Source organism: Micromonospora sp. NPDC023814 (assembly GCF_040639595.1).
Classification (GTDB): domain Bacteria; phylum Actinomycetota; class Actinomycetes; order Mycobacteriales; family Micromonosporaceae; genus Micromonospora.
Map to the genome: position 1 here is coordinate 134,868 of NZ_JBFAAF010000004.1, position 22,419 is coordinate 157,286.

16 protein-coding genes and 1 pseudogene are annotated in these 22,419 nt (G+C 74.3%); 12 read left to right on the plus strand and 5 right to left on the minus strand.

Features of this window, described 5'->3' with window-relative positions; all coding sequences use genetic code 11:
- The gene (locus tag AB0G14_RS03420) at window positions 1-1,056 is read right to left on the minus strand and encodes a MoxR family ATPase (RefSeq protein ID WP_350712104.1); all 1,056 of its coding nucleotides are present in this window, start codon (window positions 1,054-1,056) and stop codon (window positions 1-3) included.
- Between the two features lie 573 nt (window positions 1,057-1,629).
- Between AB0G14_RS03420 and leuS the strand changes: the two genes are divergently transcribed.
- Window positions 1,630-4,467, plus strand: a complete 2,838-nt coding sequence (leuS, locus tag AB0G14_RS03425) for a leucine--tRNA ligase (protein WP_357693277.1) — start codon at window positions 1,630-1,632, stop codon at window positions 4,465-4,467.
- A gap of 131 nt (window positions 4,468-4,598) precedes the next feature.
- On the opposite strand, the gene AB0G14_RS03430 is transcribed toward leuS, so the two are convergent.
- Genes AB0G14_RS03430 through AB0G14_RS03445 form a run of 4 tightly spaced genes read right to left on the minus strand, consistent with a single transcriptional unit; the run spans window position 4,599 to window position 8,065 of the window.
- A complete protein-coding gene (locus AB0G14_RS03430) occupies window positions 4,599-5,417 on the minus strand; it encodes a phosphotransferase (protein WP_357693279.1) in 819 nt (272 codons plus the stop codon).
- A gap of 8 nt (window positions 5,418-5,425) precedes the next feature.
- Complete coding sequence (locus AB0G14_RS03435; protein ID WP_357693281.1) at window positions 5,426-6,109, minus strand: VTT domain-containing protein; 684 nt, start codon at window positions 6,107-6,109, stop codon at window positions 5,426-5,428.
- The gene (locus AB0G14_RS03440; protein ID WP_357693283.1) at window positions 6,106-6,828 is read right to left on the minus strand and encodes a glutamine amidotransferase; all 723 of its coding nucleotides are present in this window, start codon (window positions 6,826-6,828) and stop codon (window positions 6,106-6,108) included. Before AB0G14_RS03440 ends, AB0G14_RS03435 begins: the two co-directional genes overlap by 4 nt.
- On the minus strand, window positions 6,818-8,065 hold the full coding sequence (locus AB0G14_RS03445; RefSeq protein ID WP_350712137.1) for a MurT ligase domain-containing protein: 1,248 nt from the start codon (window positions 8,063-8,065) through the stop codon (window positions 6,818-6,820). Before AB0G14_RS03445 ends, AB0G14_RS03440 begins: the two co-directional genes overlap by 11 nt.
- A 356-nt stretch (window positions 8,066-8,421) precedes the next feature.
- Between AB0G14_RS03445 and mraZ the strand changes: the two genes are divergently transcribed.
- From mraZ to AB0G14_RS03500, 11 genes and pseudogenes are all read left to right on the plus strand, one after another.
- Window positions 8,422-8,853 carry a division/cell wall cluster transcriptional repressor MraZ gene (mraZ, locus tag AB0G14_RS03450; RefSeq protein ID WP_357451430.1) on the plus strand — a complete coding sequence of 144 codons (432 nt, stop codon included), beginning with the start codon at window positions 8,422-8,424 and terminating at the stop codon, window positions 8,851-8,853.
- 191 nt (window positions 8,854-9,044) lie between these two features.
- Window positions 9,045-10,170, plus strand: a pseudogene (gene rsmH, locus AB0G14_RS03455) (16S rRNA (cytosine(1402)-N(4))-methyltransferase RsmH).
- Entirely contained in the window at window positions 10,160-10,765 is a 606-nt protein-coding gene (locus AB0G14_RS03460) for a septum formation initiator family protein (RefSeq protein WP_357693286.1), read from the plus strand. Before rsmH ends, AB0G14_RS03460 begins: the two are co-directional and overlap by 11 nt.
- Window positions 10,766-10,770: 5 nt before the next feature.
- On the plus strand, window positions 10,771-12,969 hold the full coding sequence (locus AB0G14_RS03465; RefSeq protein ID WP_357693288.1) for a penicillin-binding protein 2: 2,199 nt from the start codon (window positions 10,771-10,773) through the stop codon (window positions 12,967-12,969).
- A gap of 52 nt (window positions 12,970-13,021) precedes the next feature.
- On the plus strand, window positions 13,022-14,584 hold the full coding sequence (locus AB0G14_RS03470; RefSeq protein WP_357693290.1) for a UDP-N-acetylmuramoyl-L-alanyl-D-glutamate--2,6-diaminopimelate ligase: 1,563 nt from the start codon (window positions 13,022-13,024) through the stop codon (window positions 14,582-14,584).
- Entirely contained in the window at window positions 14,581-15,981 is a 1,401-nt protein-coding gene (murF, locus tag AB0G14_RS03475; RefSeq protein WP_357693292.1) for a UDP-N-acetylmuramoyl-tripeptide--D-alanyl-D-alanine ligase, read from the plus strand. Before AB0G14_RS03470 ends, murF begins: the two co-directional genes overlap by 4 nt.
- Window positions 15,978-17,105, plus strand: a complete 1,128-nt coding sequence (mraY, locus tag AB0G14_RS03480; RefSeq protein ID WP_357693294.1) for a phospho-N-acetylmuramoyl-pentapeptide-transferase — start codon at window positions 15,978-15,980, stop codon at window positions 17,103-17,105. The genes murF and mraY overlap by 4 nt, the downstream gene beginning before the upstream one ends.
- Before the next feature lie 306 nt (window positions 17,106-17,411).
- Entirely contained in the window at window positions 17,412-18,824 is a 1,413-nt protein-coding gene (locus AB0G14_RS03485; RefSeq protein WP_357693358.1) for a putative peptidoglycan glycosyltransferase FtsW, read from the plus strand.
- Window positions 18,824-19,930 carry an undecaprenyldiphospho-muramoylpentapeptide beta-N-acetylglucosaminyltransferase gene (gene murG / locus AB0G14_RS03490; protein ID WP_357693296.1) on the plus strand — a complete coding sequence of 369 codons (1,107 nt, stop codon included), beginning with the start codon at window positions 18,824-18,826 and terminating at the stop codon, window positions 19,928-19,930. Before AB0G14_RS03485 ends, murG begins: the two co-directional genes overlap by 1 nt.
- A gap of 55 nt (window positions 19,931-19,985) precedes the next feature.
- Complete coding sequence (murC, locus tag AB0G14_RS03495; protein WP_357693298.1) at window positions 19,986-21,530, plus strand: UDP-N-acetylmuramate--L-alanine ligase; 1,545 nt, start codon at window positions 19,986-19,988, stop codon at window positions 21,528-21,530.
- Window positions 21,527-22,342 (plus strand): FtsQ-type POTRA domain-containing protein, encoded by an 816-nt coding sequence (locus tag AB0G14_RS03500; RefSeq protein WP_357693300.1) that lies wholly within the window; start codon window positions 21,527-21,529, stop codon window positions 22,340-22,342. The genes murC and AB0G14_RS03500 overlap by 4 nt, the downstream gene beginning before the upstream one ends.
- Window positions 22,343-22,419 lie beyond the last annotated feature (77 nt).

A 22,419-nucleotide genomic window follows, 5' to 3' on the forward strand; every position in this document is an offset into this window, starting at 1 on the left:
TCACCGCCTCCGCGGCTCGTAGGGGGCTCGGCCGTTGCCCTCGCCCGTGGGTCGGGTGTCGTACGGGGAGCGCTTGCGGTCGTGCGGCAACGGCAGCCGGTGCACCAGCTCGGAGACGATCGCGTCGGTGGTGCGCCGGGCCAGCTGGGCGTCGGCGGTCGGGATGATCCGGTGCGCGAGCACCGGCACGGCCAGCGCCTGCAGGTCGTCGGGGAGGACGTAGTCCCGCCCCTCCAGGGCGGCGACCGCGCGGGCGGTGCGCAGCAGCTGGAGGGTGGCCCGTGGGGAGGCGCCGAGGCGCAGGTCGGGGGCCTCCCGGGTCGCGGTGACCAGGTCGATCGCGTACTGCTTGACGGCGTCGGCGACGTGCACCTGCCGGACGTGCGCGATGAGCTGCCGCACCGTGTTGGCGTCGGAGACCGGCCGCAGCTCGTCCAGCGGGTCGGTGGCGCCGTGCCCGTCGAGCATGGCCAGCTCCGCGTTGGGGTCGGGGTAGCCCATGGCGATGCGGGCGGTGAACCGGTCGCGCTGCGCCTCGGGGAGGGGGTAGGTGCCCTCCATCTCGATCGGGTTCTGGGTGGCGACGACCATGAACGGCGTCTGGAGCTGGTAGGTGACGCCGTCGACGGTGACCTGCCGCTCCTCCATGCACTCCAGCAGCGCGGACTGGGTCTTCGGCGAGGCGCGGTTGATCTCGTCGCCGACGACCAGGTTGGCGAAGACCGCGCCGGGACGGAACTCGAAGTCGTGCGTCTCCTGGTTGTAGACGCTGACGCCGGTGACGTCGCTGGGCAGCAGGTCCGGGGTGAACTGGATGCGGCGCACCGAGCAGTCGATCGAGCGGGCCATGGCCTTGGCGAGCTTCGTCTTGCCGACGCCCGGCACGTCCTCGATGAGCAGGTGCCCCTCGGCGAGCAGCACCGCCAGGGCGAGCCGCACGGTGGCGGTCTTGCCCTCGATGACCTGCTCGATGTTCGAGACGATGGCTTCGCTGGCGGCGCGGAACTCGTCGTGCGGCAACAGGCCGCCCACCTCGTCCCAGGTCTGTTGTGTCACGGGCCTCCTCCTCGTCGCCGGACGGCAGCTCTGTATAGAGCAGCTGGACCCGCCGTTGGGTTCGCGACGCCGAGCCTCGTCTGCCGCAGGAATCTCATTGGTCTCTCAGGCTAACCATGTTTGTCGCTGTCGCCGACCCCCGCAGGTGGACCGTCGGTTACGCCCCGAATATTCGCCGGGTCGGGGGATCCGCGCGTCGCTCGGGGTGCCGCCCATGATCACGAAGGGCGCGCCCGGGGGCGTTTCGGACGGGGTCCGCGTCCCGACCGGTGGTAGCGGGCGACGGGCGGGACCGGACGGCGGGTACACTCCCGGTCATGGCCGGATTCTTCCTGCTCCTTACCGGGCCGTGCTGATGCGCTGACGCGCGACAGCACGGCGGCCCCTCCTGCGCGAGGGGCTTTTTTGTGCCCTCCGCCGGGCGCCCCGGCGGTCGGCCCCGGCGCCGGCCCCGACGGCACGGCGCGCCGGGGGAGCAGACCCGATCCATACCGACATGACCGCGCCGAGCGAGGTCAGCATCCAGCCCGGCCGTGGCGTGGCCGGCGGCGACGAGCGAAGCGAGGAGACGCCATGAGTGAGGCAGCAGCGGCGGGCGACATTCCCCCGTTCCGGTACACCGCGGCCCTGGCCGAGGAGATCGAGCACCGCTGGCAGGACGTCTGGGCGCGGGAGGGCACCTTCCACGCCCCGAACCCGACCGGCCCGCTGGCCGACCCCGGCCACCCCCGGGCCGGGGCGGAGAAGCTGTACGTGCTGGACATGTTCCCCTACCCGTCGGGCGCCGGCCTGCACGTCGGGCACCCGCTGGGCTACATCGGCACCGACTGCTTCGCCCGCTACCAGCGGATGGCGGGGCGCAACGTGCTGCACGCGATGGGCTTCGACGCGTTCGGTCTGCCCGCCGAGCAGTACGCGGTGCAGACCGGCACCCACCCCCGGACCACCACCGTGGCCAACATCGAGCGCTACAAGGCGCAGCTGCGCCGGCTGGGCCTGGCCCACGACGAGCACCGCTCGGTGGCCACCATCGACACCGACTTCTACCGCTGGACCCAGTGGATCTTCCTGCAGGTCTTCAACTCCTGGTACGACACGGAGGCGAAGCGGGCGCGCCCGATCGCCGAGCTGATCGCCGAGTTCGAGGGCGGCAACCGGCCCACGCCCGACGGCCGGCCGTGGGCGGAACTGTCCGTCGCCGAGCGGCGGGCCGTCGTCGACGACCACCGGCTGGCGTACGTGTCGCAGGCGCCGGTCAACTGGTGCCCCGGGCTGGGCACCGTGCTGGCCAACGAGGAGGTCACCGCCGACGGCCGCTCCGAGCGGGGCAACTTCCCGGTCTTCAAGCGCAACCTGAAGCAGTGGATGATGCGGATCACCGCGTACGGCGACCGGCTGCTGGACGACCTGGACACGCTGGACTGGCCCGAGCCGATCAAGCTGATGCAGCGCAACTGGATCGGCCGCTCGCAGGGCGCGCACATCGACTTCCCGACCACCGTCGAGCCGATCCGGGTGTTCACGACCCGGCCGGACACGATCTTCGGCGCGACCTACATGGTGCTGGCGCCCGAGCACGGGCTGGTCGACGCGCTGGTGCCGGCCGCCTGGCCGGAGGGGACGAAGGACGCCTGGACCGGCGGGCACGCCAACCCGCGGGCGGCCGTGGAGGCGTACCGCAAGGCGGCCGCGGCCAAGACCGACGTCGAGCGGCAGGCCGACACGAAGGAGAAGACCGGCGTCTTCGTCGGGGCGTACGCCACCAACCCGGCGAACGGCGCGCAGATCCCGATCTTCATCGCGGACTACGTGCTGGCCGGCTACGGCACCGGCGCGATCATGGCGGTGCCCGCCCAGGACGAGCGGGACTGGGCGTTCGCCGAGGTCTTCGACCTGCCGATCGTGCGCACCGTGCAGCCGTCGGAGGGCTTCGACGGCAAGGCGTACACCGGGGACGGCCCGGCGGTCAACAGCGCCGCGCCCGACCGCGGCCTGGACCTGGACGGCCTGGGGGTCGCCGACGCCAAGGCCCGGATCATCGAGTGGCTGGAGGCCAACGGGCACGGCACCGGCGCGGTGACCTACCGGCTGCGCGACTGGCTGTTCTCCCGGCAGCGCTACTGGGGCGAGCCGTTCCCGATCGTGTACGACGAGACCGGTGCCGCCATCGCGCTGCCGGAGGAGATGCTGCCGGTCGAGCTGCCCGAGGTGGACGACTTCTCGCCGCGGACGTTCGACCCGGAGGACGCCGACAGCAACCCGGAGACCCCGCTGTCGCGCCGGCGCGACTGGGTCGAGGTGGAGCTGGACCTGGGCGACGGTCCGAAGCGCTACACCCGCGAGACCAACGTGATGCCGCAGTGGGCCGGCTCCTGCTGGTACGAGCTGCGCTACCTGGACCCGACCAACTCGGAGCGGTTCGTCGACGCGGAGAACGAGCGGTACTGGATGGGGCCGCGCGGCGAGGGCGACTGCGGGGGCACCGACCTGTACGTCGGCGGCGCCGAGCACGCCGTGCTGCACCTGCTGTACGCCCGGTTCTGGCACAAGGTGCTGTACGACCTGGGCCACGTCTCGTCGTTCGAGCCGTTCCGCAAGCTGTTCAACCAGGGCTACATCCAGGCGTACGCGTACACCGACGCCCGGGGCGCCTACGTGCCGGCCGAGGACGTCACCGAGCGCGACGGCGGCTTCTACCTGGGCGACACGGCCGTCAAGCGCGAGTACGGCAAGATGGGCAAGTCCCTGAAGAACGTGGTCACCCCGGACGAGATGTGCGCCGCGTACGGCGCGGACACCTTCCGGGTCTACGAGATGTCGATGGGCCCGCTGGAGGTGTCCCGCCCGTGGGAGACCCGGGCGGTGGTCGGCTCGTACCGCTTCCTGCAGCGGGTCTGGCGGGCGGTCGTCGACGAGCAGACCGGTGCGCTGCGGGTCACCGACGCGCCCGCCGACGACGCGACGCGGCGGCTGCTGCACAAGGCGGTCGACGGGGTCCGCGGCGACATGGAGGCGATCCGGTTCAACACCGCGATCGCCAAGCTGATCGAGCTGACCAACGGGCTGACCCGACTGGCGGAGACCCCGCGCGAGGTGGCCGAACCGCTGGTGCTGATGGTGGCGCCGTTCGCCCCGCACATCGCCGAGGAGCTGTGGCGTCGGCTGGGGCACGACACCTCCCTGACGTACGCGGACTTCCCGACCGCCGACCCGACGCTGCTGGTGGCCGAGACGGTGACCTACCCGGTGCAGGTCAACGGCAAGGTGCGGGGCCGGGTCGAGGTCCCCGCCGACGCGTCCGAGGAGACCGTCCGCGCGGCGGCCCTGGAGGCGGTCGCGTCGTCCCTGGCCGGCAGGGAGCCCCGCAAGGTCATCGTGGTCAAGGGCCGCACGGTCTCCGTCGTCGTCTGACCGGCGCCCGGCTCCCGGGTCCGCCCGGGTCGGGCGCGTCGATCATGGAGTTGTGGTGGGGACGAAGTCCCGGGGCCGGGACGAACCGGCCACCACAACTCCATGATCGTCCGTGCCGGACCGGGCGGCGGTCAGCGCAGTGCGGCCGTCACCGTTCCGCGGTGGTCGGCCAGCCAGTCGTGCCAGCCGCGTACCGCGTCGGCGGCCCCCGCCGCGCGGAGCCGGCGCATGGCCTCCTCGCCCCGGTCCGCGCCGGCCGCGATGCCGCGCCAGGTCCCGTCGAGCTGGTCGAGCATCACGTCCACGAGGTCGGCGCGGGGCAGCGCGAGCGGCCGCGGGCCGGCCGCCTCGTAGGCGTCGCAGAGCAGCCGGGCGCGCCGGCCCAGCTCCGCCGGGTCGCCGCCCGGCCCCAGCTCCGCCCAGTGCCAGGCGGCGAACGCCACGTCCTCGATCCGCCGGCCGGGACCGGCCAGGTCCCAGTCGAGCAGCGTCACCGGCAGCGGGCCGGCGGAAGAGTCGTGGTACACCGTGTTCTTCGGGGACAGGTCGCGGTGGCAGACCGTCTCGGCGTCCCCGGCGAGCGAACTGCCGGCGCACGCGTCGTGCAGCCGCCGGACCAGCGCCGCCAGCCTGGTCAACGCCGGGTCGGCGAAGTACGCCGGGTCCTCCCGGTCCCGCCACGGCACCCGGCCGTCGACGTGGCTGAGCACCTGCCGGCCCCGCTCGTCCGTGCCGAGGTGGCGGGGCGCGACGTCCGCGCCCACCCGCTCCAGGTGCCGCAGCAGCGCGGCGACGAAGTCGGCGTTCTGCGGCGGCGTACGCCGGACGGTGTCGCCGACGCGGACGACCTCGGCGATGAAGCCCCCGGACAGCCGCTCCTCGCCCTGGTCCCCGCGCCGGTCGGGGCGGCCCGGGTCGGGGGAGGGGGAGGGGGAGGGGCGGCTCGGCACGGCGGGCCTCAGCCCGGAGCGAGCCGGCGCTGCCGCTCGGCGCGCCACCAGTTGCGGATCAGCACCGCGCTGGCGACCAGGCCGAGCGCGGCGGGCGCGGCGGCGAACCAGTTGACGTCGCCCGGGGAGGCGGCCGCCGCGCCCACCGCCGCGTACCCGAAGGCGGTGGGGACGGAGGCGATCACGCTGCCCGCCAGGAACGGCAGCACCCGGGCGCCGGTGGTGCCGTAGCCGTAGCTGACCAGGCCGAAGCCCGCGATCGGCAGGAGCCGTACGGTGACCACGCCGAGGATGCTCTGCCGGGCGAACCAGCCGTCCAGCCGGGCCAGCCGGCCCCGCACCCGTTCGGCGACGAACTCCCGCCCGAGCAGGCGGCCGACCGTGAAGCCCAGCGCCGCCGCCAGCAGCGCCGCGCCCAGCGCGTACGCGGCGCCCTCCAGCGCGCCGAAGATCGCCCCCGAGGCGAGCGTGACGAAGGTCCGGGGGACGAGCGCCACCAGCAGCAGCGCCCCGCCGAGGACCGCCGCCACGGGGGCGACGTCGCCCAACCGGTCGGCCAGCCGGGGCAGCTCCCCGACCTCCGGCAGGGGAACGACGAGCAGCGCCGCCCCGAACGTGGCGAGCAGGAGCAGCAGCAGCGCGAACCGGGCGGCCGACCGCTGCCGCAGCAGCCGCCGGACGGCCGGGTTCATGCCCGGGCGGCGGCGGCCACCGCGGCGCGGCGCTCGGCGCGGAGCCGGTCCGACCAGGTGTCGTCGAGCGGCGGGAGCTGGTGCGCGCCGGTGGCCCAGCGCAGCAGCAGGTCCGCCAGGGCGGGGTTGCGGGCCAGGGCCGGGCCGTGCGAATACGTGCCGAGCAGCTTGCCCCGCCACGCCCCCTCGGTGGCGCCGTCGTTGCCGACCCCGGCGGTCACCCGGGCCAGCGGGGAGACCCCGGGGCCGAGGTGGGTGCGGCCGCCGTGGTTCTCGAACCCGGTCAGTGCCGGCACGCCCAGCCGCGGGTCGATGTCGCCGGCCAGCTCCCCGACGGCCCGGGTCGGCCCGCGGTCGGAGGAGAAATCGAGCAGCTCCAGCCCGGCGCACCGGGTGCCCTTGGCGAAGAAGGACGTGCCGAGCAGCTGGTAGCCGGCGCAGACCCCGAACACGACCGAGCCCTGGGCGACGGCCCGGTGCAGGCCGCCGTCGGCGAGCAGCCGTTGCGCGCCGAGCGCCTGCGGGCCGTCCTCACCGCCGCCGATGAGATAGATGTCGGCGGTGGCGGGGAGACGCTGGTCGGAGCGGACCTCCAGCACCTCGACCGGGAACCCGCGCTGCCGCGCCCGGCGGGCGAGGATCAGGGCGTTGCCCCGGTCGCCGTAGGTGGAGAGCAGGTCGGGGTAGATCCAGACGATACGCAGGCTCTCAGTTGACACGGTCCAACTCCGCTCGGATGTCCTGGAACGCGGTGTAGTTCGCGATGACCTCCAGGCGGCCCGGAGGGACCGCCCGGACGGCGTCGTGGAACGTCCGCACGTGCTGGAACGGCACGTCGTTGACCTCCAGCCGGACCGCCAGGTCGTACGCGCGGTCGCCGGTGATCAGCACCTGCCGGCCGCGCAGCGGGGCGAAGTCGACGTCGAACAGCCAGGAGGTGTCGAGCCCGTCGGGGTCGCGGGCGTTGATGGAGAGCAGGGTCGGCGCCTCGTCGGCCATGTCGAACGCCTCCAGCCAGCTGGCCGGGTTCTTCGCCAGCAGCAGCCGGATGTTGCGCCCGTCCCGGTCGACCTGGGCGTAGCGGCCGGCGACGGAGGTGACGGTGCCGAGCTGGAGCACCGCGTCCACCGGCCGGACGCCGAACTCGGCGGCGACGGCCAGCGCGGTCGCGGCGTTGCCGAGGTTGACCTTGCCGGGGAGCTGGAGCTTGACCTTGTGCCAGGCGCCGGTCGGGTCGAGCACGCCGTCGTCCTCCACCGTCCACTGCGGCTGGGGCCGGCGCAGCGGGCAGCCGCTGCACCACCACTGCTCGCCCGAGCGCTGGATGGTCGAGCCGCACTCGGGGCAGACCCACGAGTCGTCGTGCCAGCGCTGCCCGGCGCTGAACCAGGTGACCTGCGGCGGGGCGATGCGGTGGTCGTGGTTGGGCGGCGGCGTCGCGGCCCACACCACCATCGGGTCGTCGGCGTTGGCGACGATGCGGACGTCGGTGTGCCGGACCAGCGCGGCGCGCCAGAGCTGCGCCATCATGGCGACCTCCTTGGCCCGGTCGAGCTGGTCGCGGGAGAGGTTGAGCAGCGCCACCACGTGCGGCTCGGTGGCCTCCAGCACCTGGGCCAGGTAGTGCTCGTCGACCTCCAGCACGGCGTAGGGGGTGCTGCCGGCCTTGGCCAGCGCGGAGGTGTGCCCGGTCGGCATGTTGGCGCCGAAGGAGTTGGTGGCGACCCGGCCGAGCACCCCGACCGCCGCGGCGGTGAGCCGGGTGGTGGTCGTCTTGCCGTTGGTGCCGGAGACCAGGGCGATGGCGCGCCCGGCCGACAGGTGGGCCAGCAGGTCGGGATCGATCTTCAGGCCGATCCAGCCGCCGATCACCGAGCCGTCGCCGCGGCCCGCGGCCCGCGACAGCGCCGCGGCGGTCCGCGACACCGAGCTGGCCACCTTCGCCCGCAGGGGCATCTTCGCGTCCGTCACCCGAGCGAGGTTACCGGACCGGTGGGGCCACCAGATCGCCGCCGAGGGCGAACCGTTCGGCCGGGGCGCTCCGACGGGGTGGCCGGATCCCGTTCAGCCGGACGGAGTCGATCTATGTCGGAAAGCGGACCGGCTCCGGAGGGCCGTCCGGCCCTCCACTCCGCTCCACCCCCTCTGACGTGCGGTTTCGCGCGGCGGAACGGCGCGCCACGCGGGCGTTTCTGGTTGCGGGTGGAGGGAAGTGGAGTAGAGTGGGGCGCGATGGTGAGGCCGGGAGGGCCCACCGGCCCGGGGGGTCAGCGGCGCCGCGAACGCCGCTCAAGGGCGAGGGGGTTGGGCCGATGTTTCTCGGCACCCACACCCCGCGCCTGGACGACAAAGGCCGGTTGATCCTTCCGGCGAAGTTCCGGGACGAGCTGGCGGGGGGTGTCGTGATCACCAAAGGGCAGGAGCGCTGCCTCTACGTCTTCCCGATGCCCGAGTTCCAGCGGATCGCGGAGCAGTTGCGCGTGCAGCCGATGACGCACAAGGCGGCCCGGGCCTACAGCCGGGTCTTCTTCGCCAGCGCGCACGACGAGGTGCCCGACAAGCAGGGCCGGGTGACGATCCCGGCCCACCTGAGGTCGTACGCCGCCCTCGACCGGGACCTGGTCGTGATCGGCGCGAGCACCCGGGTGGAGATTTGGGACAAGGCCGCCTGGGAGAACTACCTCGCGGAGAGCGAAGACGACTTCGCCGACATCGAGGAGGGGGTGCTGCCCGGCGGTCTGTAGGGCGTGACGACGCCCGACGTACTGCGAGATCTCCACCCGCTTTCGAGTTCCTGGCACCCCTTCCCCGGTGCCAGGCGCACGATCCGATGGGAGGGCCGCGGCCTCCGGCGGGCGGGAGCGGATGGGGATCTGGCGGTACGACGGCACAGCGTCGTCCGACGACAGGCACACGAAGGACGAGGTTTCAACCAGTGGGGGTCGACATGGGGGAGCTACGCGGCACGCACGTGCCGGTGCTGCTCGAGCGGTGTCTCGAGTTGCTGGCCCCCGCGCTGGGCCGGGGCGGGCGGACGGTCCATGTCGACGCGACGCTGGGCCTGGCCGGGCACGCCGAGGCGGTGCTGGAGGCGCATCCGGAGACGGTGCTCATCGGGCTGGACCGGGACACGGAGGCGCTCGCCCACGCGCGCGTCCGGCTGGCCCGCTTCGCCGACCGCGTCCACCTGGAGCACGCCGTCTACGACGAGCTGCCCGAGGTGCTCGACCGGCTCGGCTACCCGGGGATCGACGGGATCCTGTTCGACCTGGGGGTCTCGTCGCTGCAACTCGACGCGCCCGACCGCGGGTTCGCGTACGCGCAGGACGCCCCGCTGGACATGCGGATGGACCAGACCCGGGGGGTGACCGCCGAGGAGGTGGTCAACACCTACTCCCACCCGGACCTGGCCCGGGTGCTGCGGGTCTACGGCGAGGAGAAGTTCGCCGGCCGGATCGCCTCGGCGATCATCCGGGAGCGCGAGCGGGCCCGGATCACCTCGTCGGCGCGGCTGGCGGAGCTGGTGCGGGAGTCCATTCCGGCACCAGCCAGACGAACCGGGGGACACCCGGCAAAGAGAACGTTTCAGGCTTTACGGATCGAGGTAAACAAGGAGTTGGCAGCGCTGGAGACGGCGCTGCCGGCCGCGCTCGACAGGCTCAACGTGGGCGGCCGCATGGTGGTCCTGTCCTACCACTCGCTGGAGGACCGGCTGACCAAGGCGGCGCTCGCCGACCGGGTCCGCAGCAAGGGTCCGGTCGACCTCCCGGTCGAACTGCCCGGGTCGGGTCCGACGTTCCGGCTGCTGAGCCGGGGCGCCGAACTGCCCGGGGAGCGGGAGGTCGCCGCGAACCCGCGGGCCGCCTCGGTGCGCCTGCGGGCCGCGGAGCGGCTCGACCCGGACGCGGCGCAGCAGGGGCGTACCGACCGCGAACGGTACCGCCGGCGGGTCAAGGCGATGCACCAACCGGGGGCGGGGTCCACCGGGTCCGAGTCGGATCCGAGGGATCCCGGGGGGCGGGACAGGGACGGACGAAGAGGGGGAGGGACATGACGAATGACAAGCGCGACCGCCGGGACGTGACCGGCGGCGGGCAGCGCGCACCGCGGTCGGGGGGCCGGATCGCGGCGGAGCGGGCCACGCGCACCGGGACCGGCACGCCGAAGGCGGACCGGACGAGCCGGCTGGGGGAGACTCGCGCCCGGGGGGCGCGCGAGTTCCCGACGCAGGGCAGTGCCGCGCTGCGGCCGGCCGAGCGGGGCGGCGCCACCGCGGCGCGCCCGCCCCGGCTGCGGGTGGCGCCGCCGCCGCCGGTGAGGGTGCCGCGGGCGCCGTTCGCGGCGCTGGTGCTGGTGCTGGTGGTCGGCGGGGTGCTCGGCATCCTGCTGGTCAACACGAAGATCAACGAGAACGCCTTCCGGCTGGAGAAGCTCCAGGAGCAGCAGGCCAAGCTCGACCTGGAGCAGCAGCAGCTCAACAAGCAGATCGCCGACGCGGAGGCCCCGGGCAACCTGGAGGCCCAGGCCCGCCGGCTCGGCCTGGTGGAGGCGGGTGAGCCGGCCTACATCCGGCTGCCCGACGGCAAGGTGATCGGTGTGCCGCAGCCGGCCGACGGCCAGCCGTCGATCACCAGCCAGCAGGGCGCGGGAGGCTGACGACCGTGCCACCGAGATCGGAGGAACCGCGCCGGGACGCCACGGGCTCCCGGCGCGGTTCGTCCCGCGACGTCGGTGGCCGGGGCGCCGAGCGGCGTTCCGGCGAGCCGGGGGCCGGTGGCATCTCCGACGCCCGGGCGTACACCCCGCGGGGCCGCACCGTCCGGGAGCAGCGCGCCGGTGCCCGGGGCGAGCGCGACGCCGCCGGCCGCGCCGAGCAGCGCCGGACCCCGCGCAGCACCCGTTCCGCCGACCCGTTCCGTCCCGCCCTGCAGGTGCTCGACGGCGGGCGCGCGGGCGCCGGCCGGACCGGCCGCCGGGAGGCGGCGGGCCGCTCCGGCGTCGTCCGCACCGTCACCCCGCGCGGCCCGCGCCACGACGACGAGCCGCCGGCACCCCGCCGCCGCGAGCCGCGCCGGCCGGACCGTCCGGCCGCCCGGCGACCGTCGCGCAAGCCGCCGAAGCCGCCGCGGCTGGCCGATCCCCGCCGCCGGCTGCGGCTGGGCACCGTGCTGGCCCTGGCGTTGTTCGCCGTCATCGGCATCCGGTTGGTCGTCCTCCAGGCCGTGGACACCCCGGCGTACGCGGGCGGCGGCGTGGCCGACCGGCTGCGCACCGTCACCCTGCCGGCGGCGCGGGGGGCGATCTACGACCGGGACGGCGCCCCACTGGCGCACAGCGTCGAGGCGCGGTACGTCTACGCCGACCCGACCCGGATCAAGGACATCCAGGGCACCGCGAAGGCGCTCTCCCCGCTGCTCGGCATCCCGGCCTCCGAGCTGGCCGAGAAGATGAAGCCGCGCAAGCGGATCAACGGCGCCGACTCCGAGTTCGAGTACCTGGCCCGGGGGGTGGACATCGACCGGGCCCGGCAGATCACCGCGCTGGAGTTGCCCGGCATCGGCACCCACCGCGACGAGCGGCGCGAGGTGCCCGGCGGCGACCTCGCCGCCAACCTGCTCGGCTTCACCAGCCAGGACATGGTCGGGCTGGAGGGGCTGGAGGCCCGCTACGACGACGTGCTGCGCGGCGAGGACGGCAAGCGGGTCTACGAGGTCGGCCTCGGTGACCTGGCCGCCCCGATCCCCGGCGGCTACAGCGAGACGACGAAGGCCAAGCCGGGCAGCTCCCTGCAGCTCACCATCAACCGCGACCTCCAGTTCATGACACAGCGGATACTGGCCCGGCACATGGCCCAGAGCAAGGGCAGCACCGGCGCGGCCGTGGTCCTCGAGATCCCCTCCGGCGAGGTGCTGGCCCAGTCCAGCCACCCCACCTACAACGCGACGAAGCCCGAGGAGAGCGAGCCGACCGACCGGGAGGACGCGGCCACCAGCTTCGTGGTCGACCCCGGCTCGGTGCACAAGGCGGTCACCTTCGGCGCCGCGCTCCAGGAGGGGGTGATCACCCCCGACACCACGCTGCCGATCCCCAACGCGATCCGTAAGGGCGACGTCTGGTTCACCGACACGCACAAGGCGCACGGGCGACGGATGAGCCTGCCCGGGATGATGGCGTACTCGTCGAACGTCGGCACCATCCAGATCGCCGACGAGCTCGGCCCGGAACGCCTGATCGACTACCAGAAGCGGTTCGGTCTCGGCGAGCCGACCGGGGTCGGCATGCCCGGGGAGGCCAGCGGCCGGCTGCTGCCGGCCGACGAGTGGAGCGGGTCGTCGTACGGGTCGGTCCCGATCGGGCACAGCGTGGACGCCACGCCGCTGCAGATGGCCGCCGTCTACGCGACGATCGCCAACAACGGCACGTACGTCCAGCCGCGCCTGGTCAAGGCGGTCATCGGGCCGGACGGGAAGACCACCCCGACCGAGCCCCCGGTCACCCGGTCGGTGCTCAGCCCGGAGAACGCCGCCGCCCTGCGGACCATCCTGGAGGCGGTGACCACCGTCGAGGACGGCACCGGCCGGGCCGCCGCGATCCCGGAGTGGCGGGTCGCCGGCAAGACCGGCACCGGCTGGCGGCTGGTCGACGGGCGCAAGCAGCCCGGCGAGGTGGCCTCGTTCATCGGCATGGCCCCGGCCGAGAACCCCCGCTACGTGATCGCGGTCTTCGCGCACACGCCCGCGGGCGGCGGCGGGGACATCGCCGCCCCGGCGTTCCGGGAGATGATGCAGTTCACGCTGCGTCACTACGGGGTGCCGCCGAGCGGGGAGAAGGCCCCGAAGTTCACGGTCTATCCGCGCTGAGCGGTCACGCCGGGACATCATCGGTGAGTGCGGACGAACCACCGGGGCGGCTGTGCGGCCGGAACCGGACGACCGGGTAGGGTCTGACGCCGTGCCCGGCAATCCTCGTCCCCGTACCGTGATCGGCACCCGGCTCGGCGACCTCGCCGCCCGGCTCGCCGTCGAGCCCCCGAAGGGGGCCGCCGAGCTGGTGGTGACCGGGGTGACCCACGCCAGCCAGGAGGTCCGCCCCGGCGACCTGTACGCCGCTCTGCCGGGTGCCCGCCGGCACGGCGCGGAGTTCGCCGCCGGCGCGGCGGCGGCCGGCGCGGTGGCGGTGCTGACCGACCCGGCGGGCGCCCCGGCCGCGGCCGAGGCGGGCCTGCCGGCGCTGGTGGTCGCCGATCCGCGCGCGGTGCTGGGCGCCCTCGCCTCGGCCGTCTACGGCGACCCGACCGAGGAGCTGACGGTGATCGGGGTGACCGGCACGGCCGGCAAGACCTCCACCGCCTACCTGGTCGAGTCGGGCCTGCGCGCCGCCGGCCACACCACCGGCCTGATCGGCACCGTGGAGACCCGCCTCGGCGACCTGGTGGTCGACAGCGTGCGCACCACGCCCGAGGCGACCGACCTGCACGCGATGCTGGCCGCCGCCCGCGAGCGCGGCGTCACCGCCGTGGTCATGGAGGTCTCCAGCCACGCCCTGGCGATGGGGCGGGTTGGGGGCGTCCGGTTCACCGTCGGCGGCTACACCAACTTCGGCTCCGACCACCTGGACTTCCACGCCGACTCGGCGGACTACTTCGCCGCGAAGGCGCAGCTGTTCGACGGGCGCTGCGCGGTGGAGGTGCTCAACCACGACGACCCGGCGCTGAAGCCCCTGTACAAGCCCGCGACGGTGACCTACTCGGCGGCGGGTGACCCGACCGCCACCTGGTGGGCCGACGAGGTCGGCGGCGAGGGGTACGCGCAGCGCTTCACGGTGCACGGCCCGGACGGGCTGACCCTGCCGGCCGGGGTGGCGCTGCCGGGGCGGCACAACGTGGCCAACGCCCTGCTGGCCATCGCCGTCCTGGTCGCCGCCGGGGTGGACGCGAAGACCGCCGCCGCCGGCGTGGCCGCCTGCGGCGGGGTGCCCGGCCGGCTGGAGCTGGTGGCCGCCCCCGGGCCGGTGCGCGGCGTGGTCGACTACGCGCACAAGGCGGACGCGATCGTCGCCGCGCTGGCCGCGCTGCGGGAGTTCGGCGCCGGCCGGCTGATCTGCGTCATCGGCGCCGGCGGCGACCGCGACCGGGGCAAGCGGCCGGTGATGGGCGCCGCCGCGGCGGAGGGAGCGGACGTGGTGCTGGTGACCGACGACAACCCGCGCACGGAGGACCCGGCGGCCGTCCGGGCCGAGGTGCTCGCCGGCGCCCGCAGGGCCGGCACGGCCGCCCGGGTCGAGGAGGTGCCCGACCGCCGGGCCGCCATCGACGCGGCGGTCCGGCTGGCCGAGCCGGGCGACGTCGTCGCGGTGCTCGGCAAGGGACACGAACGCGGGCAGGAGATCGGCGGCGAGGTGCACCCGTTCGACGACCGCACCGAGCTGGCCGACGCGCTGCGCGCCCGGTTCGCCGACCCGGCGGGTCAGCGGTGATCGCGCTCAGCCTGGCCGAGGTCGCCTCGGTGGTCGACGGGCGGCTCGCCGCCGCCGACCCGGACGCCACGGTCACCGGCCCGGTCGAGTTCGACTCCCGTAAGGTGCGCCAGGGCGCGCTCTTCGTGGCCTTCCCCGGCGAGAAGGTGGACGGGCACGACTACGCCGCCGCCGCGGTGGAGGCCGGCGCGGTCGCGGTGCTCGGCACCCGCGAGGTGCCCGGCGTACCGATGGTGCTGGTCGACGACGCGCTGGCGGCGATGGGCCGGCTGGCCCGCGCGGTGGTCGACCGGCTGCCGGGGCTCACCGTGATCGGGCTGACCGGATCCTCCGGCAAGACCACCACCAAGGACCTGATCGCCCAGCTCGCCGCCCGGCTCGGCCCGACGGTCGCCCCGCCCGGCTCGTTCAACAACGAGCTGGGGCACCCGTACACGGCGTTGCAGGCCGGGCCGGAGACCCGCTACCTGGTGATGGAGAAGGGCGCCCGCGGGGTGGGGCACGTGCGCTACCTGTGCGACGTGGTGCCGCCGCGGATCTCCGTGGTGCTCAACGTCGGGGTGGCACACATCGGCGAGTTCGGCTCGGTGGAGACGATCGCGCTGGCCAAGGGCGAACTGGTCGAGGCGCTGCCCGCCGACGGCCTGGCCGTGCTGAACGCCGACGACCCGCTGGTCGACGCGATGGCCTCGCGTACGGTCGCCCGGGTGATCCGTTACGGCGAGGCGGCGCACGCCGACGTGCGGGCCGAGGACGTGACGCTGGACGACCGGGGCCGCGCCGCGTACACCCTGGTGACCCCGGAGGGGACCGCGCCGGTGCGGCTCGGGCTGACCGGCCGGCACCAGGTCTCCAACACCCTCGCCGCCGCGGCGGTGGCCCGCGAGCTGGGCATGCCGCTGGCCGAGACGGCGATCGCGCTGGGCGCGCTGGGGCTGGTCTCCACCCGGCGGATGGACGTCTTCGAACGCGCCGACGGGGTGACCGTGATCGACGACTCGTACAACGCCAACCCCGCCTCGATGGCGGTCGCGCTGCGCGCGCTGGCCGGCATCGGGCGGGAGCGGCGCACCGTCGCGGTGCTCGGCTACATGGCCGAGCTGGGCCCGTTCGAACGCGACGGGCACGCCGAGGTCGGCCGGCTCGCGGCCGAGCTGGGCGTCGACCGGCTGCTCGTGGTGGGCCAGCCGGCCGCGCCGATCCACGAAGGCGCGACATCGGTAGGTGACTGGGGAGGAGAGTCGGTGCTGCTCACCGATCAGGCGGCGGCCGTCGAGGTGCTGCGGAGCGAGTTACGGCCGGGCGACGTCGTCCTGGTGAAGGGCTCCCGGTACCGCACGTGGGAGGTGGCCGACGCGCTGCGCGCCGACGCCGCCGGTGAGGAGACCGCCTCATGAGGGCGGTCATCGTCGCCGTCGGGGTGGCCTTCCTGATCTCGCTCTTCTGCACCCCGATCGCGATCAAGGTGTTCGCCCGGCTGAAGGCCGGCCAGCCGATCCGATCAAACCTCGGGCTCGCCAGCAACGAGGGCAAGAAGGGCACGCCGACGATGGGCGGCGTGGTGTTCATCCTCGCCACGGTCATCGCGTACGTGGCCGGCCACCTGGCCCTGACCACCCTGCCGGACGCGCAGATCGCCCAGGTCGAGCCGACGATCACCGCACTGGTGCTGCTGGGGCTGATGGTCTTCTCCGGCGCCGTCGGCTTCATCGACGACTTCCTCAAGGTGCGTAAGCGGCACAGCGGCGGGCTCAACAAGCGCGGCAAGCTGCTCGGCCAGATCCTGGTCGGCGCGGTCTTCGGGGTCGTGGCCCTCTACTTCCCGAGCACCATGACCGACGCCTCGGGCGCGGTGACCAACACCGAGACCGTGGGCAGCACGACGCTGAGCTTCATCCGGGACATCCCGGCGCTGGACGTCACCAAGATCGGCGCGGTGGTCATCTTCATCTTCGTGGTGATGGCCGCGACCAACGGCGTCAACCTCACGGACGGCCTCGACGGCCTGGCCACCGGGGCCTCGGTGATGGTCCTCGCGGCGTACGCGCTGATCGCGTTCTGGCAGTACCGGCACTGGTGCGCCGACCCGAACTACACCCAGGACTACTGCTACACCGTCCGGGACCCGCTGGAGATCGCGCTGATCGCCGGCGCGGCGGCCGGGGCCTGCGTCGGCTTCCTCTGGTGGAACACCTCGCCGGCACGGATCTTCATGGGCGACACCGGGGCCCTGGGCCTCGGCGGACTGATCGCCGGCATGGCGATGTCCACCCGGACGATCCTGCTGCTGCCGATCATCGGCGGCCTCTTCGTGATCATCACGATGTCCGTGGTGATCCAGATCATCTCGTTCCGTACCACCGGCAAGCGGGTGTTCCGGATGTCACCGCTGCAGCACCACTTCGAACTCGCCGGCTGGAGCGAGGTCAACATCGTGGTCCGGTTCTGGATCATCGCCGGCATCGGCGTGGCCATCGCGCTCGGGCTCTTCTACAGCGAGTTCCTCGCCAACATGACCTGAGCCGACCGGTCGGTCCCGCCGCGGGGCCCGGGCGCGTCGCCCGGGCCCCGCGCCGTGTCCGGCAGGGGGGAGGCGCACGTCGCCGCGCGCAAGCCCGACACGCCGACCGGCCGGTTGCGCCGGTGGCGACCCCGGGAAACCGCGATGATGGTCTGCGTGGGGGAGGGCAGAGGCATCGAGGGCACGACAGAGACGACGCCCCGGCGGTCACCCGGAGCCACCCGTACGCGCGACGCGCCCGCCGCGACGCGCGGGCCGGACGAGGCCGGCGGCCGGGCGCTGCGCGGGGTGGACGCCGCAGGCGGGCTGGCCGCGCTGCGCGGCCTGCTGGACCGCCCGCTGGCCTCCTACTACCTGCTGCTGTCCAGCGCCGGGCTGCTGCTGCTGATCGGCCTGACGATGGTCTTCTCCGCGACCAGCGTCCGCGAGTACGCCCAGGGCGGCAACGCCTTCGCCGCGCTCACCAAACAGGCGATCTTCGCGGTGATCGGCATCGTCGCCTTCTGGGCCTGCCAGCGGCTGCCGGCGAAGACCTACCGGGTGCTCGGCCGGCCGCTGCTGTTCACCGCCGTCGGCCTGCTGCTGGTGCTCAACCTGCTGCTCGCGTACGCGCGGCTGACCGGCCAGGACTCCGCCCGGATCGGCCCGATCGAGGCCCGGCTGCTGTGGCTCTTCGTCGGCGGCATCCAGGTGCAGCCCTCGGAGCTGGCGAAGTTCGCCCTGGTGCTCTGGGGGGCGCACGTGATCGCCCGCAAGGGCGCCGCGCTGGGCTGGTGGCGCGAGCTGGCCACCCCGCTCTTCCCGGTCGTCGGCCTGCTCTTCGTCCTGGTCGGTTACAACGACCTGGGCACGATGCTCTGCCTGCTCGCCGTGGTGGTGGGGCTGCTCTGGGCGGCCGGGGTGCGGATGCGCGTCTTCGGCACCCTTTCCGTGCTCGGGCTGCTCGGCGTCGGCCTGCTGATCGCTGTCGCCTCCCTCGGCGCGGGCTCCGGCGAGCGGGGCGAGCAGAACTACCGCTTCGCCCGGCTGATGTCGTTTTTCAACCCACCCGACCCGCAGGACTGCAAGCTCGACGGCTGCCTCCAGATCTACCAGGGGCGGCTGGCCATCGAGCACGGCGGCTGGTTCGGCGTGGGGCTCGGCAAGTCCAGCCTCAAGTTCGGCTGGCTGCCGGAGGCGCACAACGACTTCATCTTCGCGATCATCGCCGAGGAGTTGGGCGTGATCGGCTGCGTCGTGGTGCTCAGCCTGTTCGCCGTGCTGGCCTACACCGGGCTGCGCATCGCCCGGCGCGTCGAGGACCCGTTCCGCCGGCTCGCCGCCGCCGCGGCGACCACCTGGCTGGTCAGCCAGGCAGTGATCAACATCGGCGGGGTGGTCGGGCTGCTGCCGATCACCGGCCTGCCGCTGCCGTTCATCTCCGACGGCGGAAGCGCCCTGGTCGTGACGCTCGCCGCGATCGGGATGCTCGCCTCCTTCGCCCGCGCCGAACCCGACGCCGCCAGAGCGCTGCATGCCCGTCCGCCGGCCCGATGGGTCCGACTACTCTGGGCCCCGTTGCCGCCGCTTCCCGGGCGGCGACGCCGCCCGGCGTCGCCCCCGGCTGCCCGAGGGTCCGTGCCCCGGTCGCGGGAGCGGCGGCCCGACGACCAGGCCGCACCGCGCGGCGTCCGGCTCGCCCGGACCCGGCGCGGGTCGGCGGACGAGAGGAGACGTTGATGGGTCCGCTGCGTTCGGTGGTGCTCGCGGGAGGTGGCACCGGGGGGCACATCTACCCGCTGCTCGCCTTCGCCGACTGCCTGCGCCGACACGACCCCGGCGTCCGGATCACCTGCCTGGGCACCCCGAAGGGCCTGGAGAACGAGCTGATCCCGCCGCAGGGCTACGACCTGCGGCAGATCCCGGCGTACCAGCTGCCCCGGTCGGTCAACATGAACCTGGTCAAGACCCCGGGCCGGATGTGGACCGCGGCCCGCGCCGCGGGCAAGGTGATCGAGGAGGTGCGCGCCGACGTGGTGGTGGGCTTCGGCGGGTACGTCTCCGTGCCGGCCTACCTCGCGGCCTGGCGGCGCGAGCTGCCGATCGTCATCCACGAGGTGAACGTGCCGCCGGGCGTGGCCAACCGGCTCGGCATGAAGTTCACCAAGCACGTCGCCGTCGGCTTCCCGCACCAGCCCGCCCAGGCCGAGGCGCTGCGCGACGCCCGGGTCGTCGGCGTGCCGCTGCGCCGGGGCATCGCCGGCCTGGACCGGGTCGCCATGCGCAACGCGGCGCGGGCCCACTTCGGGCTCCGTCCCGACCTGCCGGTGCTCTTCGTCGCCGGCGGCTCGCAGGGCGCCCGCTCGATCAACCTCGCGGTCGCCGGGGCGGCCAAGGAACTCGCCCGCAACGGGGTGCAGGTGCTGCACGTGATCGGGGCCCGCAACGAGCCGGTGCCGGTCCCCACCGACCTGCCGGTCCCGTACGTGACGCTGCCGTACCTGTCCGAGATGGAGGCCGGCTACGCCGCCGCCGACCTGATGCTGGGCCGGGGCGGGGCGATGACCTGCGCCGAGGTGGCCGCGATCGGGCTGCCCACCATCTACGTGCCCTACCCGCACAGCAACCAGGAGCAGAAGCGCAACGCGCTGCCCGTGGTGGAGGCCGGCGGCGGGCTGCTCGTCGACGACGCCGAGCTGACCCCCGACTGGGTCGAGCGGACCGTCATCCCGCTGATCCGCGACCCGCACCGGCTCGCCGCCATGGGCGCCGCCGCAGCCGCTTACGGGCGCCGCGACGGCGACGAGGCGCTGCTCAACTTCGTCTACGAGGCGGTGGCCCGATGAGGGCGCGGCCCGTCCGCCCCGAGGCCCGCGCCGCCGCGACCGGAAGGTTCCCGTCATGAACACCGCACAGTTCACCCCGGCAGGCACGCTCACCGCGGAGGACCTGGGCACGATCCACCTGATCGGGGTGGGCGGGGTCGGCATGAGCGGCCTGGCCCGGCTCTTCCTCACCCGGGGCATCCCGGTCTCCGGCAGCGAGCTGCGGGAGTGGCCGTCCCTGGCCGGCATGCGCGCTCTCGGCGCGACCATCCACATGAGCCACGAGGCGTCCAACCTCGACGGCGTCGACACGGTCGTCTACTCCTCGGCGATCCCGCAGGACCACCTCGAGATGGTGGAGGCGCGCCGGCGCGGCCTGCGCGTGCTGCACCGCTCCGAGGCCCTGGCCGCCGCGATGACCGGCCGCCGGACGGTGGCGGTAGCCGGCACGCACGGCAAGACCACCACCACCTCGATGGTCACGATGGTGCTCCAGCAGGCCGGGCAGGACCCGTCCTTCGTGATCGGCGGGGAGATCTCCGAGGTCGGCTCGGGCGCCCACCACGGCACGGGCGAGTACTTCGTGGTCGAGGCGGACGAGAGCGACCGCTCCTTCCTGATCTACCGCCCGTACGTGTCGATCATCACGAACGTCGAGGCCGACCACCTGAACACCTACGGCGACCTGGCCAACCTGGAGGCGGCCTTCGCCGAGTTCGCCCGGCTCACCGACCCGGACGGCTTCATCATCACCTGCGCCGACGACCCGGGCGGGCGGCGGCTGGCCGAGACGCTGCGCGCGGAGGGCCGGCGGGTGCACACGTACGGCGAGGCGGCCGACGCCGACCTGCGGCTGACCGAGGTCGCCTCCTCGGCCCGGGGGGTCCGCTACCTGGCGGAGATCGACGGCCGGTCGCTGGGCGAGTTCCGGCTGCCGGTGCCGGGGCGGCACATGGGGCTCAACAGCGCCTCGGCGGTGCTGGCCGCGTACCTGCTGGGGCTGCCGCTGGAGGCGGCCGAGGCCGCGCTCGCGGCGTTCCCCGGCGTGCGGCGGCGCTTCGAGCGCAAGGGCGTCGCGGACGACGTGCTGGTCTACGACGAGTACGCCTACCACCCGACCTCGATGACGCTGGCGCTGCAGACGTTGCGCGAGGTGGCCGGGGACGGCCGACTGATCGTGGTGTTCCAGCCCTACCGGCTCTACCGCACCCGCGACCTCCAGACGGAGATCGCCGAGGCGCTGGCCATCGCCGACGAGCTGGTGCTGCTGGAGGTCTTCGGCCCGGGCGAGCTGCGCCAGCCGGGGGAGGGCTCGGCGGCGCTGGTCGAGGCCGTGCCGCTGCCGGCGGAACGGAAGGTCTTCGTGGACTCGTGGGAGGCGGCGCCGGCCGAGGTGGCCCGGCGGGCCCGCCCCGGTGACGTCGTGGTGACCATGGGCGCCCCGCCGATCTCGCTGATGGGGGACCAACTGCTGGACGCGCTGTCGGCGCGTACCGCCGATCCGGCGGCGCCGGCGGGCACGACGCCCGGCGGCGAGGCCGGCGGTGCGACGACCATCGGCGGCACCGTTCCCGGCGTCGGCGGCGCGGTCCCGGACGGCGCGGCGCCCGCGGCCGGATGAGCCCCGGTCCGGCGCGCGGGCGCACCACCGGCGCGGACGGCGGTGGCCGGCGCGGACCGGTGCGCCGATGGCAGCTGGTCCGGGCCGGCAGCGACGCGGTTCCCGCCTCGACCCGGCGGTTCATGGCCCGCGCCCGGCAGCGCCGGATGCGGGCCGCGCTGCCGTGGGCGATCGCGGCCGGCGTGCTCGGCCTGGCCGGGCTGGTCGCCTGGGCGCTGCTCGGCACCGGTCTGTTCGGGGTGCGCGAGGTCCGGGTCGAGGGCGCGGAGCTGGTCAGCGCGGTGCAGGTGCGTGACGCGGCGGCGGTGCCCGACGGGGCCCCGCTGGCCGGGGCCGACCTGGCCGCCATCGCGCGGCGGGTCGGCGGACTGCCGGCGGTGGAGCGGGCGGTCGTCACCCGGGACTGGCCGGACGCGTTGGTGGTCCGGGTGACCGAGCGCACGGGCGTGGCGGCGGTGCCGCGCGGCGAACAGTTCGTGGTGATCGACGCGGCGGGCGTGGTGTTCCGGACCCTGCCCCGGCAGCCGGACGGTCTGCCGGTGGTCCGGCTCGCCGAGCCGGGGCCGGACGACGGGGCGACCCGGGCCGCCCTGGAGGTGCTCGCCGTGCTCACCCCGGAGCTGCGGGCCGGGCTGGTGGACGTGACCGTCGAGGGGCTGGCCCGGATCAAGCTCCGGCTGCGCGACGACCGGGTGGTGGTCTGGGGTGACGCGACCCGGGGCGCGGACAAGGCGCGGGTCGCCACCGCCCTGCTCGACCGCAAGGCCGACACCATCGACGTGAGCGCCCCGGACGTGGTGACCCTGCGGTGACCGGCAGCTCGGTCCCACCGGGCGACGTGACCCGTCCCGCTCCCGCGGCGACACGCCGGGCGGGTCCTTGGCTCACG